Source organism: Pedococcus sp. P2_D7 (assembly GCF_056404295.1).
On sequence record NZ_JBFUEH010000001.1, the window covers coordinates 408405 to 423902 of the forward strand.

General features: G+C 69.9%; 13 protein-coding genes. 7 read left to right on the top strand and 6 right to left on the bottom strand.

Features of this window, described 5'->3' with window-relative positions:
* Positions 1-25 precede the first annotated feature (25 nt).
* The 4 genes from AC1DWJ_RS02015 to AC1DWJ_RS02030 form a co-directional block, all read right to left on the bottom strand.
* Positions 26-799: a sulfite exporter TauE/SafE family protein gene (locus AC1DWJ_RS02015; RefSeq protein ID WP_457255331.1), complete on the bottom strand. Its 774-nt coding sequence runs from the start codon at positions 797-799 to the stop codon at positions 26-28.
* Positions 800-890: 91 nt separating this feature from the next.
* On the bottom strand, positions 891-2051 hold the full coding sequence (locus AC1DWJ_RS02020; RefSeq protein WP_457255603.1) for an SPFH domain-containing protein: 1161 nt from the start codon (positions 2049-2051) through the stop codon (positions 891-893).
* Positions 2052-2062: 11 nt separating this feature from the next.
* Positions 2063-2530 carry an NfeD family protein gene (locus AC1DWJ_RS02025; protein ID WP_457255332.1) on the bottom strand — a complete coding sequence of 156 codons (468 nt, stop codon included), beginning with the start codon at positions 2528-2530 and terminating at the stop codon, positions 2063-2065.
* Between the two features lie 49 nt (positions 2531-2579).
* Positions 2580-3398 carry an ABC transporter ATP-binding protein gene (locus AC1DWJ_RS02030; RefSeq protein WP_457255333.1) on the bottom strand — a complete coding sequence of 273 codons (819 nt, stop codon included), beginning with the start codon at positions 3396-3398 and terminating at the stop codon, positions 2580-2582.
* A gap of 32 nt (positions 3399-3430) precedes the next feature.
* Between AC1DWJ_RS02030 and AC1DWJ_RS02035 the strand changes: the two genes are divergently transcribed.
* Both AC1DWJ_RS02035 and AC1DWJ_RS02040 read left to right on the top strand, forming a co-directional pair.
* Positions 3431-4198, top strand: coding sequence for a hypothetical protein (locus AC1DWJ_RS02035; protein WP_457255334.1), 768 nt, complete (start codon positions 3431-3433; stop codon positions 4196-4198).
* Positions 4199-4240: 42 nt separating this feature from the next.
* Positions 4241-5950 carry an NAD(P)/FAD-dependent oxidoreductase gene (locus tag AC1DWJ_RS02040; protein ID WP_477619874.1) on the top strand — a complete coding sequence of 570 codons (1710 nt, stop codon included), beginning with the start codon at positions 4241-4243 and terminating at the stop codon, positions 5948-5950.
* Between the two features lie 16 nt (positions 5951-5966).
* Here the strand turns inward: AC1DWJ_RS02040 and glgA are convergent, their stop codons facing one another.
* A complete protein-coding gene (gene glgA, locus AC1DWJ_RS02045; protein ID WP_477619875.1) occupies positions 5967-7157 on the bottom strand; it encodes a glycogen synthase in 1191 nt (396 codons plus the stop codon).
* A 62-nt stretch (positions 7158-7219) separates the two neighbouring features.
* Between glgA and glgC the strand changes: the two genes are divergently transcribed.
* Positions 7220-8473 (top strand): glucose-1-phosphate adenylyltransferase, encoded by a 1254-nt coding sequence (glgC, locus tag AC1DWJ_RS02050; RefSeq protein ID WP_457255337.1) that lies wholly within the window; start codon positions 7220-7222, stop codon positions 8471-8473.
* Positions 8470-9285 (top strand): LLM class F420-dependent oxidoreductase, encoded by an 816-nt coding sequence (locus AC1DWJ_RS02055; protein ID WP_477619876.1) that lies wholly within the window; start codon positions 8470-8472, stop codon positions 9283-9285. The genes glgC and AC1DWJ_RS02055 overlap by 4 nt, the downstream gene beginning before the upstream one ends.
* A gap of 377 nt (positions 9286-9662) precedes the next feature.
* Here the strand turns inward: AC1DWJ_RS02055 and AC1DWJ_RS02060 are convergent, their stop codons facing one another.
* On the bottom strand, positions 9663-10157 hold the full coding sequence (locus AC1DWJ_RS02060) for a hypothetical protein (RefSeq protein WP_477619877.1): 495 nt from the start codon (positions 10155-10157) through the stop codon (positions 9663-9665).
* Positions 10158-10496: 339 nt separating this feature from the next.
* Here AC1DWJ_RS02060 and serB point away from each other — a divergent pair, with 339 nt between their 5' ends.
* Genes serB through cphA form a run of 3 tightly spaced genes read left to right on the top strand, consistent with a single transcriptional unit; the run spans position 10497 to position 15492 of the window.
* Positions 10497-11720: a phosphoserine phosphatase SerB gene (gene serB / locus AC1DWJ_RS02065; RefSeq protein WP_477619878.1), complete on the top strand. Its 1224-nt coding sequence runs from the start codon at positions 10497-10499 to the stop codon at positions 11718-11720.
* Positions 11721-11736: 16 nt separating this feature from the next.
* Positions 11737-12597 carry a cyanophycinase gene (locus tag AC1DWJ_RS02070; RefSeq protein ID WP_457255341.1) on the top strand — a complete coding sequence of 287 codons (861 nt, stop codon included), beginning with the start codon at positions 11737-11739 and terminating at the stop codon, positions 12595-12597.
* Between the two features lie 39 nt (positions 12598-12636).
* Positions 12637-15492, top strand: a complete 2856-nt coding sequence (gene cphA, locus AC1DWJ_RS02075; RefSeq protein ID WP_477619879.1) for a cyanophycin synthetase — start codon at positions 12637-12639, stop codon at positions 15490-15492.
* The last annotated feature ends 6 nt before the right edge of the window (positions 15493-15498 follow it).

Consider the following 15498-nt stretch of genomic DNA (forward strand, 5'->3'; position numbering starts at 1 on the left):
CACGGCGGCGCCATCGGTCCGACCGTCAGCTGAACCAGACGATCTTGATGATGCCGACCAGGCCAACCACGATGATCACGCCGCGCAGGGCGACGGGGGGCAGCCGGCGTCCGACCTTCGCCCCCACGAACCCACCGGCGAACGCCCCGAGCCCGATGAGCAGCGCCACGAGCCAGTCGATCCGGCCCCACGCGACCGCCATGAAGGTGATCGCGGCGACGGCGTTGACGATGGTGGCCAGCACGTTCTTGAAGCCGTTGAGCCGCTGGATCGGCTCGCTCGACAGCGCGCTCATCAGCCCCATCAGGATCACCCCCTGGGCCGCCCCGAAGTAGCCGCCGTAGATGCCCGCCACGAGGACCCCGGCCGTCAGCGCCACCCCGTGCCACGAGGCCGGCGCGACCCCCGCCTCGTGCCGGGCCGCTGCGCGGGCCTGGAGCCTGGGGCCGAGGACGACGAGCAGCAGCCCGAGCCCGATCAGCACCGGGACGATGGCCTGGAACGCCTCTGCGGGCAGGACCAGCAGGAGCACGGCACCGATGACCCCACCGGCCAGCGAGGCCGGTGCCAACCGCCGCAGCGTGCGTCCGGCGCCCTCCAGCTCGGAGCGGTAGCCATGGACTGCCGTCACCCCACCGGCGACCAGCCCCACGGTGTTGGACACGTTGGCCACGACCGGCGGATAGCCGAAGAAGAGCAGCGTCGGGAAGGTGATCAGGGTGCCGGAGCCGACCACGGTGTTGATGGTCCCCGCCGCGAGCCCCGCGAGGAAGATCCCGAAGGCTTCGAAGACGGACACCACGTCACCCTAGCGACGCGGCTCCCCCGCTCCCGACACAGGTATGCCGCCCGCGCACGTGCGCGGGCGGCATACCGAGGTGGGGTGGAGGTCAGGCCGGCGGCGGAGGCTTGGGGTCCTCGTCGGTCTCCAGGGGCGGGACGGCCGGCGGGGTCGGCGGCTCGAAGTCGGGCACCGCGTCGGCCGGCGGCTGCACCGGGGGCTGGACCCGCCGCACCGGTGCCGCGTGCTCGGTGGCCTCCTGGCTCGCCTTGCCGGCAAGCCCGCGCGCCTCGGCGAGGGCCTGCATGGGGTCCTCGAGGACGGTCTCGTCGAAGGCGTCCGCGAGCTGGCCGGGGTCGACCCACTCGTCCTCGCCCCCGTCGTCCGGGCCGTGTGGCTTGTCGGTGGCGCCGAGCGCCCCGCCGATGCCGCGCAGGGCGTCGGTCAGCTCGCTGGGGATGATCCACATCTTGTTGGAGTCACCCCGCGCGATCTGCGGGAGCACCTGGAGGTACTGGTAGGCCAGCAGCTTCTGGGTGGGCTTGCCCCGGTGGATCGCGTCGAAGACCTGCTGGATGGCGCGGGCCTGGCCCTGGGCCTCGAGGATGCGCGCCTGGGCGGAACCCTCGGCCCGCAGGATCTGGCTCTGCTTCTCACCCTCCGCCGTGAGGATCGCGGACTGCTTGGTGCCCTCCGCGTAGAGGATCTGTGCACGACGCTCGCGCTCGGCCTTCATCTGCTTCTCCATCGACTCCTGCACGGAGTGCGGCGGGTCGATGGCCTTGAGCTCGACGCGGTTGACGCGGATGCCCCACTTGCCGGTGGCCTCGTCGAGGACTCCGCGGAGCTGGGCGTTGATCTGGTCACGGCTGGTCAGGGTCTGCTCGAGGTCGAGCGAGCCGATGACGTTGCGCAAGGTGGTGACGGTGAGCTGCTCGATGCCCTGGATGAAGTTGGCGATCTCGTACACGGCGGACTTGGCGTCGATGACCGAGTAGTAGATGACCGTGTCGATGTTGACGACCAGGTTGTCGCTGGTGATCACGGGCTGGGGCGGGAAGGACACGACCTGCTCACGCAGGTCGACGTTGGCCCGCACCTTGTCGACGAAGGGCACCAGGAAGTGGATGCCTCCCTCGAGGGTGCGCGCGTAGCGTCCGAGCCGCTCGATGATCAGGGCCGTCTGCTGGGGCACGATGCGGACCGTGCGGAAGAGCACGATCAGCGCAAAGGCGACCAGGATCAGCAGGACGATGAAGCCTGCTCCGATGCCGTCCACGTCTACTCCGTTTTCTGACCCGCCGTGACGCCGGTGACGATCACGGTGGCCCCCTCGATTGATACAACCCGGACCTCTTGGCCGGGCTGGCATGTGGCATCCCCCTGCGGGGTGCGGGCGGACCAGGTCTCGCCGCCCACCTTGACGCGACCGTCGGTCGCGGTGACTGCTTGGAGCACGCGGCCGCTCCGGCCGACGAGACCGGTGGCCCCGATGCCGTGGCTGGCCTCGGCCACCATGAACTTGCGGGTGATGATCGGGCGCACCAGGAGGAGCAGCAGCCCCGCCACGATGACGGCGACCACCACCTGGGCCGGAAACGGCACCCCGACCGCGGAGGCCGCAGCACCTGCCGCGGCGCCGCCGGCGAGCATGAGGAACACGAAGTCGACGGTGGCGGCCTCGATGGCCGCCAGGATCAGTGCCAAACCGAGCCAAGCCAGCCACGGGTTGTCCGCGAACCAGTCCATGACGCCCCTCCCTCTCCGCAGTTCCACACACCTCAGTGGTCCAGCAACTCTAGGACGAAGGAGGGCTCTCTGACGTTCCTTCGGCGACCTTCAGTCGCGCCGTCCACCGGTCGCCCCGACGCTCGAGCTCGAGCGGCATCCCGAAGGTCTCCGAGAGGTTCGCCTCCGTGAGCGTGATCTCGACCGGCCCCTGGGCCACGATCCGTCCCTCGCGCAGCAGCATGACGTCGGTGAAGTGCGGCGGGATCTCCTCGACGTGGTGGGTGACGAGGATCAGCGCGGGTGCCTCGACGTCTGCGGCGAGCACGCCCAGCCGTCGCACGAGGTCCTCACGACCACCGAGGTCGAGGCCGGCGGCGGGCTCGTCGAGCAGCATCAGCTCGGGGTCGGTCATCAGCGCGCGGGCGATCTGGACCCGCTTGCGCTCGCCCTCGGAGAGGGTGCCGTAGGTGCGGTCGGCCAGGTGGTCGGCTCCCAGCGCAGCAAGCAGCTCGGAGGCCCGGGCGTGGTCGAACGTCTCGTAGCTCTCACGCCACCGGCCGACGACCCCGTAGGAGGCGGTCACCACGACGTTGTGGACGACCTCGTCGAACGGGATGCGCTCTGCCAGGGCCGCCGAGGCGAGCCCGATCCGTGGCCGCAGCTCGAACACGTCGACCGCTCCCAGCACCTCGCCCAGCACGCCGGCCACGCCACGGGTGGGGTGCATGCGACCGGCAGCGAGCTGGAGCAGCGTCGTCTTGCCGGCGCCGTTCGGGCCGAGGATGACCCAGCGCTGCCCCTCCTCGACCTCCCAGGAGACGTCGTCGAGCAGGGTCGCCTGACCCCGGACGACGCTCACTCCTGCGAACTCAAGGACGTCACTCATGGCACCGGACCCTATCGGCTTAGCATGGCGGGATGCCCGAACTCCCTGCGTCCGTGCGGCTTTCGCTGTGGACGACCCACGCCTGGGCGACGGGGAGCCGGCTGGAGGACGCGATCACCCGGGCCCTGCCCGACATCGACCACGTCGCGGGCGACCTCGACCGCCTCGCGCTGTGGCACGACCTCGGGGAGCAGGCCCTCCTCGTGGCCCTGCCCGCGCCGGGCGACCTGGTCGGCCTGCCGGGCGCGTCGGTCGAGGCCCAAGGCGCGGCGGCGGTGGGCGGCGAGTGCGTGTTCGTCCCCGGTCTCGGCGGGATGTTGGTGCCCACGATCTCGACGTACGGCGCCGGTCCCGAGGGCGGGCTGGACGTCGGCACCCGGGTGGACTGGACGGCATACGACGCGCACCCGGTGCCGCGGCACCGCGTGGAGGCCCTGGAGCCGTCACAGCTCGAACGCCACCTGCGCGACGAGATCCGCACGGCCACCGAGGCCATCGACGCGGTGGGTGGGCAGCCGTTCGGCGCCACTGCGGCGCGTGAGCTCGCCGATGCGGCCATGGGTGGTCGCTGGGGGCTGCCGGGCGGCCTGCCCGGCCGGGCGGCTCGCGTCATCGCCCTCGCCGGCACCATCGACTCGGTCGTCGACGTGGCCCTGTCCGCGGGCGACGGCGCCCTCACCGCCGCGGAGGCGGGCGCGCGACACCGCCTGCTGCTGCGCCTCCAGCGCGCCTCGGAGCGCGCCCTCGCCGATGCCACCAACGCCGCCTGTGCGGTGCTCGCAGGCTGGCGGCCGCAGTAACCCACTGGGTCGGACGCGCCCCGCCGATTAGGCTTGGACACCATGGCGGACCCCGCAATCATCCTGGTGTCGGAGCACCACGCCGACACGCTGCTCGAGGAGTTCCAGAGCAGGTACCAGCGCGACTACGACTTGCGCACGGCCGGTTCGTGCGCCGAGGCCGAGTCCATCGCCCGTGAGATCCGTGACCGTGGGGACCACATCGCCCTCTTCGTCACGGACTCGAGGCTGCCCGACGTCGAGAGCGTCCACTTCGCCTTCCACCGCTGGCGCCTGGTCGTCGCGACCGCGCGCCGGGTCGTGGCAGCCCACTGGGACTACTTCCTCGCCGACGCGCCCGACCTGCGGGTCGGCATGGCGAAGGGCAAGTTCGACGCCTACCTCCTCATGCCGCGCGGTCGGCGTGACGAGGAGTTCCACAACGCCATCACGGACCTGCTGTCCGAGTGGACGTCCACCATCCCCCAGCCCGAGGTCGTCGTCGCCAAGGTCATCTCGCCGACCCACGACGCGCTCACGATGGCGATCCGCGACTTCCTCGACCGGATGGGGATGCAGAACCGGCTCTGGCACCCCGACACCCCTGAGCTGCAGGACTACCTGGCAGGGATCCGCGACCAGCTCGGGGTCGACGAGATCCGGTGGCCGCTCGTCGTGGCAGCCAACCGGGTGCCCATCCAGGCGACGAGCGTCCGCGACGTGGCGATCGCGATCAACGGCGCACCGCGCAACTTCGAGTTCGACGGCGTCGTCGACCTCGCCGTCGTGGGAGGCGGACCCGCCGGGCTGGCGGCCGCCGTCTACGGCGCCTCCGAGGGCCTGTCCGTCGTCGTGCTGGAGGCCGAGGCCATCGGCGGCCAGGCGGGCACGAGCTCGATGATCCGCAACTACCTCGGCTTCCCGCGTGGCATCTCGGGCATGCGACTGGCCCAGCGGGCGCGCAACCAGGCCCTGCGCTTCGGGACCGACTTCCTCACCGGGTGGGAGGTCACCGCGCTCCAGCCCGGCACCGACGAGACGCCTCACCTGCTGCACACGGACGGCGGTGACGTCCGGGCCAGGACCGTCCTGATCTCCAGCGGGGTGGCCTACCGCAAGCTGGGGGTGCCCCCACTCGAGGCCTTGGTCGGTGCGGGCGTCAACTACGGAGCCGCCATGACTGCAGCCCGCGAGATGGAGGGCTACGACGTCGTCGTCGTCGGTGGCGGCAACTCGGCCGGCCAGGCCGCGCTGCACCTGGCGCGGTTCGCGGGCTCGGTGACGATCGTGGTCCGGCGCCGTGGTCTCGAGGAGACGATGTCGCAGTACCTCATCGACGAGATCGGCTACAACGAGCGGATCTCCGTGCTGCCCTGCACGAGGGTGGTCGACGGCGGCGGCGAGGGCCAGCTCGAGTGGGTGTGCCTCGAGGACACCACCAGTGGTCGGCGCACGACCAAGCCGGCGCGGGGGCTGTTCCTGTTGCTCGGCGCGGAGCCTCGGTGCGACTGGCTCCCACCCCAGCTCGCCCGCGACAAGCACAGCTTCGTCCTCACCGGACGCGACGTCCCCCGGGACCAGTGGATCGACGACGTGCCACCGGCCAACCTCGCCACGACCGTGCCCGGCATCTTCGCCGCCGGCGACATCAGGGCCGGATCGATGAAGCGGGTCGCGGCAGCCAGCGGCGAGGGCGCCTCGGTGGTGCCTCTCGTGCACGCCTACCTCGCCCCCGCGACCGAGGACGAGCTGGCCTCGGCCCCGGTGTCCTAGCCCGGTCCGGAGCCGGCTAGCCCAACACGTCCTGGTAGACCCGGATCGTGCGGTCACCGATGGTGGCCCACGAGAACGCGTCGACCGCGCGGGTACGCCCGGCCAGCCCCATCGCGGCGGCGCGCGCCGGGTCACTCGCCGCGTCGTTGAGCGCGTGCGCGAGGTCCGCGACGAACCGATCGGCATCGAGGGGTATGCCGCTGCCGTCCTGCTTCTGCTCGATCGGCACCAACCAGCCGGTCTCGCCGTCCACGACGACCTCGGGGATGCCGCCGGTGGCCGTGGCGACGACGGCCAGCTCACAGGCCATCGCCTCGAGGTTGACGATGCCCAGGGGCTCGTAGATCGACGGACAGGCGAAGACGGTCGCGGCCGACAGCAGGGCGACCACCTCGGCGCGCGGCAGCATCTCGGGGATCCACACGACGCCCTCACGGGTGGCGCGCAGCTCCTCCATCAGGCCCTGCACCTCGGCCATGATCTCGGGGGTGTCCGGCGAGCCGGCGCACAGGACCAGCTGCACGTCAGGAGGCAGCTGGGCGGCGGCACGCAGGAGGTAGGGAAGTCCCTTCTGGCGCGTGATCCGACCGACGAAGATGACGGACTTCCCGTCGGGGTCGACGCCGTGGCGGCGCACGGTGTCCTCGTCGCGGTGTCGTTGCCAGAGCTGGGAGTCGATGCCGTTGTGGACGACCTTGACCCGCTCCGGGTCGATCGAGGGGTAGCTGCGCAGGACGTCCTGGCGCATGCCCTCGCTCACCGCGATGACCGCGGCGGCCGCCTCGTAGGCGGTGCGTTCGACGAACGACGAGACCCGGTAGCCGCCGCCGAGCTGTTCGGCCTTCCACGGCCGCATCGGCTCGAGGCTGTGCGCGCTCACGACGTGTGGCATCCCGCCGAGGAGCGACGCGACGTGCCCGGCGAAGTTGGCGTACCAGGTGTGCGAGTGGACCAGGTCGGCGCCGACGCAGTCGCCCGCCATCGCAAGGTCGACCCCCATCGTGCGGATCGCGGCGTTCGCGTCCGCGAGGTCCGGCAGGTCGGCATACCCGCTCGTCCCCTCCTCGACCACGGGCACACCGAACGCCCTCACCCGCGCATCGACGTCGCCCCTGTCGCGCAACGCGCGGACGAGCTCGGCGACGTGGACCCCCGCTCCGCCGTAGATGTTGGGCGGGTACTCCTTGGTCAGGATGTCGACTCTCACGCTCGTGAGATTAGACCCGCGCTGGGGTCGCCGCGAGGGCGTCCATTCCCTAGGGTCGAGGCATGCCGTATCGACGTGGGGTTCCCAGGGTTCTTGCCATCGTCCTCGCCGGCGGTGAGGGCAAACGCCTGATGCCGTTGACCGCGGACAGGGCCAAGCCGGCAGTGCCCTTCGGAGGCATCTACCGACTGATCGACTTCGCCCTCAGCAACGTCGTCAACTCCGGCTACCTCAAGATCGTCGTGCTCACGCAGTACAAGTCACACAGCCTCGACCGCCACGTCACCAAGACCTGGCGCATGTCGACGATGCTCGGCAACTACGTGGCCCCCGTCCCGGCGCAGCAACGCGTCGACAAGAACTGGTACCTCGGCTCGGCGAACGCGATCTTCCAGAGCCTCAACCTGATCCACGACGAGAAGCCCGACATCGTCGTGGTCGTGGGCGCCGACCACGTCTACCGGATGGACTTCTCGCAGATGGTCGCCCAGCACATCGAGACCAAGGCGGGCGTCACCGTCGCGGCGATCCGTCAGCCGATCTCGCTGGCCGACCAGTTCGGCGTGATCGAGGTCGACGATGCCGACCGCCGCAAGATCGCCGCCTTCAAGGAGAAGCCCAAGGACGCCAAGGGTCTGCCCGACTCCCCCGACGAGGTGCTGGCGTCGATGGGCAACTACGTCTTCGACGCCGACGTCCTCGTCGACGCGGTGACCAGGGACAACGACCGCGACGGCAGCAAGCACGACATGGGCGGCGACATCGTCCCCGACTTCGTGAACAACGGCGAGGGCTACGTCTACGACTTCAAGGACAACGTCATCCCCGGCGCGACCGACCGTGACCAGGCCTACTGGCGAGACGTCGGGTCGATGGACTCCTACTGGGAGGCGCACATGGACCTCGTCTCCATCCACCCGGTCTTCAACCTCTACAACTACGACTGGCCCATCTACACCGACTACGGCCCGCTCGCGCCGGCGAAGCTCGTCCAGGGCGCGGCGGGTCAGTTCGGCGAGGCGCACAACTCGGCGGTCTCCCCCGGGGTCGTCATCTCCGGCGCCACCGTGACCAACTCGGTGCTCTCGCCGCGGTGCCACATCCACAGCGGCACCACCATCGACGACAGCGTGCTGCTCGACGGCGTCGAGGTCGGGCGCGGGTGCGTCATCAAGCGGGCCATCATCGACAAGGGCGTGCAGGTGCCGGAGAACACCACCATCGGCGTCGACCACGACCGCGACCGCGCCCGCGGGTTCATGGTCACCGAGTCGGGCCTGACCGTCATCGCCAAGTTCCAGGAGGTCACCGCGTGACGGTTGACCGGCCGATCCGGATCGGGGTCCAGCTCCAGCCGCAGCACGCCGAGTACGCCGCGATCCGTCGCGCCGCGGCCGAGGCGGAGGCGATCGGCGTCGACATCGTCTTCAACTGGGACCACTTCTACCCGCTCTATCGCGAGCCGGACGGTGCCCACTTCGAGTGCTGGACGATGCTCGGCGCCTGGGCCGAGGCGACCTCGCGCGTCGAGATCGGCGCGCTGGTCACCTGCAACAGCTACCGCAACCCCCAGCTGCTGGCCGACATGGCCCGGACCGTCGACCACATCAGCGACGGCCGGCTCATCCTCGGCATCGGGTCGGGCTGGTTCGAGAAGGACTACGACGAGTACGGCTACGAGTTCGGGACTGCTGGTGGTCGGCTGAACAACCTGGCCCGCGACCTGCCCCTGATCAAGTCGCGGTGGGCGAAGCTGAACCCCCCGCCGACGCGCGACATCCCCGTCCTCATCGGCGGCGGTGGCGAACGCAAGACGCTCAAGATCGTGGCCGAGCACGCCACCATCTGGCACGGCTTCGGCAGCGCCGAGACCATCGCACACAAGCACGCCGTCCTCGACGAGTGGTGCGCCAAGCTGGGTCGCGACCCCGCCGAGATCGAGCGCTCCTCGGGCGTCTCCCCCAAGCCCGGTCGCCTCCCCGAGGACGTCAGGGACTACGCCGCCGGCGCCGAGGCCTTGTATGCCGTGGGCACGCGACTCTTCACCGTCGGCATCGGGGGCCCCAGGTACGACCTCGGCCCGATCCGGGATCTCGTCGCCTGGCGCGACGCCCACCAGACGACCTGACCTTCGGCCGTAACTGGGCACGGTCGGCCGGCCTCTGGCGTTGGAGGTTGGCCACGGGCCGAGGTGATCGAGATGGCTCTCGACAGCGTTTGGAGCCAAGACGAGTTCTGCGAGCCACTGAGCAACGCCCTACAGACAGAAGCCCTCCGATATTTCGGGAGGGCCTCTGTGGTCACCGCACTCGCTGCGCGCGTCGGCGGCGACCTCGTAGCCATTCACCAGTCAGGTAGGTGACCGTTCCCACTGACAGACCGAGAAGGAGCCCCGAAGTCCGGTGCTCGGGCTCGAGGATGAGATAGCCGAACACGGCGAGAGCGACAAGCCACACGACGAGTCCGATGAGGGTTCGCTTCATGGCCACATTCATGAGTGTGGCCTCAGACTCGACACGTCACAAGCGCCAACTGAGTGAGGCCCATGTCCGCCAGCGGAGGCGCAGCCATTCGAATGCGGATGCACTTCTTCTGGTTCAGCCCGGACTGGATGAGGTTCTTGAGCGGCAGGTAGAAGACCGCAACGATGCTTCCACAGGCGGCGGAGAGCACACCGGGAAGCCACGCACACGCCGCAGCGGACAGCATGTTGATGTAGTCCCAATGGTCTCTCAGCCACCACATCCATGACCAGGAGTAGCGGAGGTAGACGACTGTCCTGATCTGGCCAACGGTGTTGACGGCGACTCCATACCAGTAGTCACTGCCCTTGGCTGCAGAGACGACCACAGACGCCGCCGCAAGCTGCTCGACCTGCCTTTCCGCGTCCTTGGCCGCCGCCAATGCGCGTCCTGACTCGACGCCCTCGACGTAGACCTTGCCGCCCCGGACGATGGTGGCAGGGTCGGTCGCGACCTTTGCGGCCAGCTCGGCCGGCATCCCTGACTCATGAGGATTTTGGCGGCCTTTGAGTCCGACGGGGTCACCGCCCCGGCCGGGGCCGCGGAGAGGATCACCAGGGCAAGCCCTGCGACCGCCGCCACGATGTTGCGTTTCATGTGTCCCCCTTCAAATAGCCGGCTCGTTGGTCGAGCTCGGGCTAGCAGGGAGGGTACGAAAGTAGTCACATCCACGCACGTGACTGGATGTGACTACCTATATCTGTACAGACTCTTTACTCAGGATCGCGGGCAGGCGTTCCTGTCGGGCCGCGCGGGCGGACGGTCGGATGGCGAGACTCCCGCCGACAGCATGGACGGCCGTCGATAGTGTGGCGAGGTGCCCGACCTGACCGCGCAGACGCTCCTCGTGACCATCTCCGGTGAGGACCGGCCGGGAGTCACCAGCACGTTCTTCGACGCCATCGCCGACGTGGGCGCAGAGGTCCTCGACCTCGAGCAGGTCGTCGTCCGGGGCCACCTGACCCTGGCGATGCTGCTCGCGGCCGGCGAGGCCCACGAGCGGCTGCGGGCCGTGCTCACGACGGTCGGGCGCGACCTCGACCTGAAGGTGAAGATCAAGTCGGGCACCGGCGACAGCCGTCACCGTCGGGGTGGCCGGGCGGCGGTCGTCGTGCTGGGGGCGCCCCTGCGCGCCAGCGGGGTCGCGGCGATCACGGCCAGGATCGCCTCGCACGGCGCCAACATCGACCGCATCCGACGGCTGTCGCGCTACCCCGTCACGACGGTCGAGTTCGACGTCTCCGGCGCGGATGTCGAACGGCTGCGCCGTGAGCTCGCCATGGAGTCGAGCGTCCACGGTCTCGACATCGCGGTCGCCGCCGGGGGCTTGGCCCGGCGCGGTCGGCGGCTCGTCGTCATGGACGTCGACTCGACGCTGATCCAGGACGAGGTCATCGAGCTGCTTGCCAGCCACGCCGGCCGTGAGGCCGAGGTGGCGGCAGTCACCGCCGCTGCCATGCGCGGCGAGCTCGACTTCGCCGACAGCCTGCGCGAGCGGGTCGCCGCCCTCGAGGGCCTTCCCGTCTCCGTGCTCGACGACGTGCGAGCCGCGGTCCAGTTCACCCCGGGCGCCCGCACCCTCGTCCGCACCCTCAAGCGCCTCGGCTTCACCGTAGCGATCGTCTCGGGTGGCTTCATCGAGATCGTCGAGGACCTCGCCCGCGAGCTCGGCATCGACCACGCCCACGCCAACCGGCTCGAGGTGCGCGACGGCATACTCACCGGACGCTTGGTCGGGGACATCGTGGACCGGGCCGGAAAGGCAGCCGCACTGCGCCGATTCGCTGCCGAGGCCGGCCTGCCGCTGTCGCGCACGGTCGCCATCGGCGACGGGGCGAACGACCTCGACATGCTGGAAGCCGCCGGACTCGGGGTGGCGTTCAACGCCAAGCCGGTGGTGCGCGAGCAGGCCGACACTGCGGTCAACGTGCCCTACCTCGACGCAGTGCTCTACCTGCTGGGGATCACCCGTGAGGAGATCGAGGAGGCGGACGAGGCCGACGGCACGCCGACCCCCGCTCCGCCGATCCCCACCCCCTGACTCCTAGGCTGACGCAATGGCACGTACGCAGGGCCGCAAGGTCCCCACCCTGTTCATCATCGGCGGAGCAGAGGACCGGGTCGGCAAGGCGACCGTGCTCCGCCGGTTCGTGCGCCTCGCGGGTGGCAAGCGCGCTCGGATCGTCCTCATCCCCACGGCGTCGTCGTTCGAGAACGAGGTCGTCGAGTCCTACCGCGAGGTCTTCACCCGCCTGGGCGCCCCCGAGATCCAGGTCGTGAACCCGCCGAGCCGGGTCTCGGCCCACGACCTGGAGCTGGTCGCCCTGCTCGACCAGGCGACGGGCATCTTCATGAGCGGGGGCAGCCAGCTCAAGCTCAGCCAGCGGTTCCCCGGCACCCCGCTGGGCGACGCCCTGACCCGAGCCCACGAGCGGGGCACCGTCATCGGCGGGACCTCGGCCGGTGCCTCGATCATGAGCCAGTTCATGATCTCGATGGGCGAGGAGGGCGTCACACCGCGGCAGCGCTACGGCCAGCTCACCGCCGGGCTGGGGCTGATCGACGGCGTCATCATCGACCAGCACTTCGCGCAGCGGTCTCGCTACGGCCGGCTCATGTCGATGGTGGCGGCCTCCCCCAACCTGATCGGGGTCGGCATCGACGAGGACACCGCCATCGAGGTCCGCGACCGGCGCTTCTTCACGGTGCACGGCAGTGGGGTCGCCTTCGTCCTCGACTGCCGCAGCGCCGAGTCCGACGCGCCCGAGGCCCGACGGGGCGCACCCCTCATGGTCTCCGGCGCAGTCGTGCACTCGCTGCCCGCAGGCGCTACGTTCGACCTCTCGGAGGTTTGCCTCGTCGACTTCGTCGAGAAGCACCCCGATGTCGCGGTGGCCCTCGCGACGGCCAAGGCCTGACCCCACCGCCTCGCACTGCCCGACCCGCAAGGAGATCCCATGGCAGATCGCCCCACCCCCACTGGTCCTGCTGCACCCGAGCTCTCGATCGTGGAGTCGCGGGTCTATCGCGGCGGGAACATCTGGTCGTACAGCCCGGCGATCCACCTCATCGTCGACCTCGGCGTCCTGGAGGCCTATCCCACGGACACCATCGACGGGTTCACCGACCGGCTGGTCGAGCTGCTGCCGAACCTGCAGAACCACACCTGCTCGCGGGGCGTGAAAGGCGGCTTCATCGAGCGGATGCGCGAGGGCACCTGGCTCGGCCACGTCGCCGAGCACGTCGCCCTCCAGCTCCAGCAGGAGGCCGGGCACGACCTGCGTCGCGGCAAGACCCGGGCGGTCAAGGGCCAGACCGGCGTCTACAACGTCATCTACGACTACGCCGACGAGGCGGTCGGCCTCGCCGCCGGCACGCTCGCCGTCCGGCTCGTCAACCACCTCGTGCAGGCCGAGGAGGGCTTCGACTTCCCCGAGGAGCTCGACGTCTTCCTGCGCCGCGCGCAGCGCACCGCGTTCGGGCCGTCCACGGGCGCCATCCTCGAAGAGGCGATCTCGCGCGACATCCCCTACATCCGCCTCAACTCGGCGTCCCTCGTGCAGCTCGGGCAGGGCGTCCACGCGCAGCGCATCCGCGCCACCATGACCTCGAAGACCGGCGCTCTCGCCGTCGACATCGCCAGTGACAAGGACATGACGACGCGGCTGCTCGGCTCCGCCGGTCTGCCCGTGCCCAAGCAGGAGACCGTGCGCACCGCCGACGGCGCTGTTGCCGCCGCGAAGCGGATCGGCTACCCCGTCGTGGTGAAGCCGCTCGACGGCAACCACGGCCGAGGGGTCTGCCTCGACCTCACGACCGATGAAGCCGTCAGGGCGAGCTTCGTCATCGCCGAGGGCGAGTCACGACGTGGCCACGTGATCGTGGAGTCCCACGTCACCGGCCGCGACTACCGCTGCCTCATCGTGGGCGGCCGGATGCAGGCCATCGCGGAGCGCGTCCCGGCCCACGTGGTCGGCGACGGCACCCACACCGTCACCGAGCTCGTCGAGATCACCAACGCCGACCCGCGGCGCGGTGTCGGTCACGAGAAGGTGCTCACCCGCATCAAGGTCGACGACGCGGCGATCGGGCTGGTGCGCGACCAGGGCTTCGAGCTCGACGACGTGCCGCCCAAGGACCAGATGGTCAAGCTCGCCCTGACCGGCAACATGTCGACCGGTGGCATCTCGGTCGACCGGACCTTCGACGCCCACCCCGACAACGTCGAGATCGCCGAGGAAGCGGCTCGGATGATCGGGCTCGACGTCGCCGGCATCGACTTCATCTGTCCCGACATCGCCTCCCCCGTGCGCGAGACGGGTGGCGCGATCTGCGAGGTGAACGCAGCTCCGGGGTTCCGGATGCACACGCACCCGACGGTGGGTGAGCCGCAGTTCATCGCCAAGCCCGTGGTCGACCTGCTCTTCCCGCCCGGCTCCGCGTCGCGGGTGCCGATCGTCGCCGTCACCGGCACCAACGGCAAGACCACGACATCGCGGATGATCGCCCACATCTTCAAGGGAATCGGCCACAAGGTCGGCATGACGTCGACAGACGGCATCGTCATCGACGAGCGTCTGGTCTACAAGGCCGACGCCTCCGGTCCGCGGTCCGCGCGGATGGTCCTGCAGAACCCGCGGGTCGACTTCGCCGTGATGGAGGTGGCGCGCGGAGGCATCCTCCGGGAGGGCCTGGGCTACGACCGCAACGACGTCGCCGTCGTCACGAACGTCGCCCCGGACCACCTCGGCATGAAGGGCATCGACACGCTCGCACAGTTGGCCGACGTCAAGGCCGTTGTCGTGGAAGCGGTGCCGCGCAACGGTTTTGCGGTGCTCAACGCCGACGACGACCTCGTCCGCAAGATGCGCCGGCGCTGCTCCGGCGGGATCGTCTGGTTCTCGTTGCAGCCGCCCGGCAGCAAGGTCCGCGAGTTCGTCGAGGACTACTGTCGGCGCGGCGGACGCGCCGTCGTGCTCGACCACACCGACCGCGGCGACATGATCGTCATCAAGCACGGACGACGCTCGATGCAGCTGGCCTGGACCCACCTCCTGCCGTCGACCTTCGGTGGCACGGCGAAGTTCAACGTCGCCAACGCCATGGCCGCAGCCGGTGCGGCGTTCGCTGCCGGCGCCGGGCTCCACGAGATCCGCCAGGGTCTGCGCACCTTCACGACGAGCTACTACCTCTCCCCCGGACGCATGAACCTCGTCAACGTGCACAACGTCGACGTGTTCGTCGACTACTGCCACAACGCCCCCGGCATGCGGGTGCTCGGCGAGTTCGTCGAGTCGTATGCCGACCAGAAGGCCGGTCAGTCCGACCTCGGCAAGGTCTCGCGCATCGGCATGATCTCCACGGCGGGCGACCGGCGGGACGACGACATGCGCGAGCTCGGGTCGCTGGCAGCGCGCCACTTCGACGTAGTCGTGGTGCGCGAGGACGAGCGCAAGCGCGGTCGTCCGACGGGCCAGACCGCCGACCTCATCGCCGAGGGGGCCAAGGCCGAGATCGGCAAGGAGGGCGTGCGCTGCCGCCAGGTCGAGATCGTCCTCAACGAGGTCGACGCGGTGCGGCACTGCATGGCGCGCGCGAACCCCGGCGACGTCGTGGTGCTCTGCGTCGACCAGCACGCGGAGGTGCTCGGCGAGCTCGAGCAGATGACCAAGCACGCCCAGGCGGGTGCCCACAACAAGGAGGGCATCGGCGACCCCGACCTCGACCCGGTCGAGATGCAGTCCGAGGCGCAGCAGTCCGGTGACGACGCCGCAGTGTCCGAGGCATCCGAGGTCGAGCCGGCCACCACCTGACGACCA

Bases quoted from the DNA above. Each gene is read 5' to 3' on its own strand.
- AC1DWJ_RS02025 (WP_457255332.1), bottom strand. From the start codon at position 2,530: ATGGACTGGTTCGCGGACAACCCGTGGCTGGCTTGGCTCGGTTTGGCA.
- AC1DWJ_RS02030 (WP_457255333.1), bottom strand. From the start codon at position 3,398: ATGAGTGACGTCCTTGAGTTCGCAGGAGTGAGCGTCGTCCGGGGTCAG.
- AC1DWJ_RS02035 (WP_457255334.1), top strand. From the start codon at position 3,431: ATGCCCGAACTCCCTGCGTCCGTGCGGCTTTCGCTGTGGACGACCCAC.
- AC1DWJ_RS02040 (WP_477619874.1), top strand. From the start codon at position 4,241: ATGGCGGACCCCGCAATCATCCTGGTGTCGGAGCACCACGCCGACACG.
- glgC (WP_457255337.1), top strand. From the start codon at position 7,220: ATGCCGTATCGACGTGGGGTTCCCAGGGTTCTTGCCATCGTCCTCGCC.
- AC1DWJ_RS02060 (WP_477619877.1), bottom strand. From the start codon at position 10,157: ATGCCGGCCGAGCTGGCCGCAAAGGTCGCGACCGACCCTGCCACCATC.
- AC1DWJ_RS02070 (WP_457255341.1), top strand. From the start codon at position 11,737: ATGGCACGTACGCAGGGCCGCAAGGTCCCCACCCTGTTCATCATCGGC.
- cphA (WP_477619879.1), top strand. From the start codon at position 12,637: ATGGCAGATCGCCCCACCCCCACTGGTCCTGCTGCACCCGAGCTCTCG.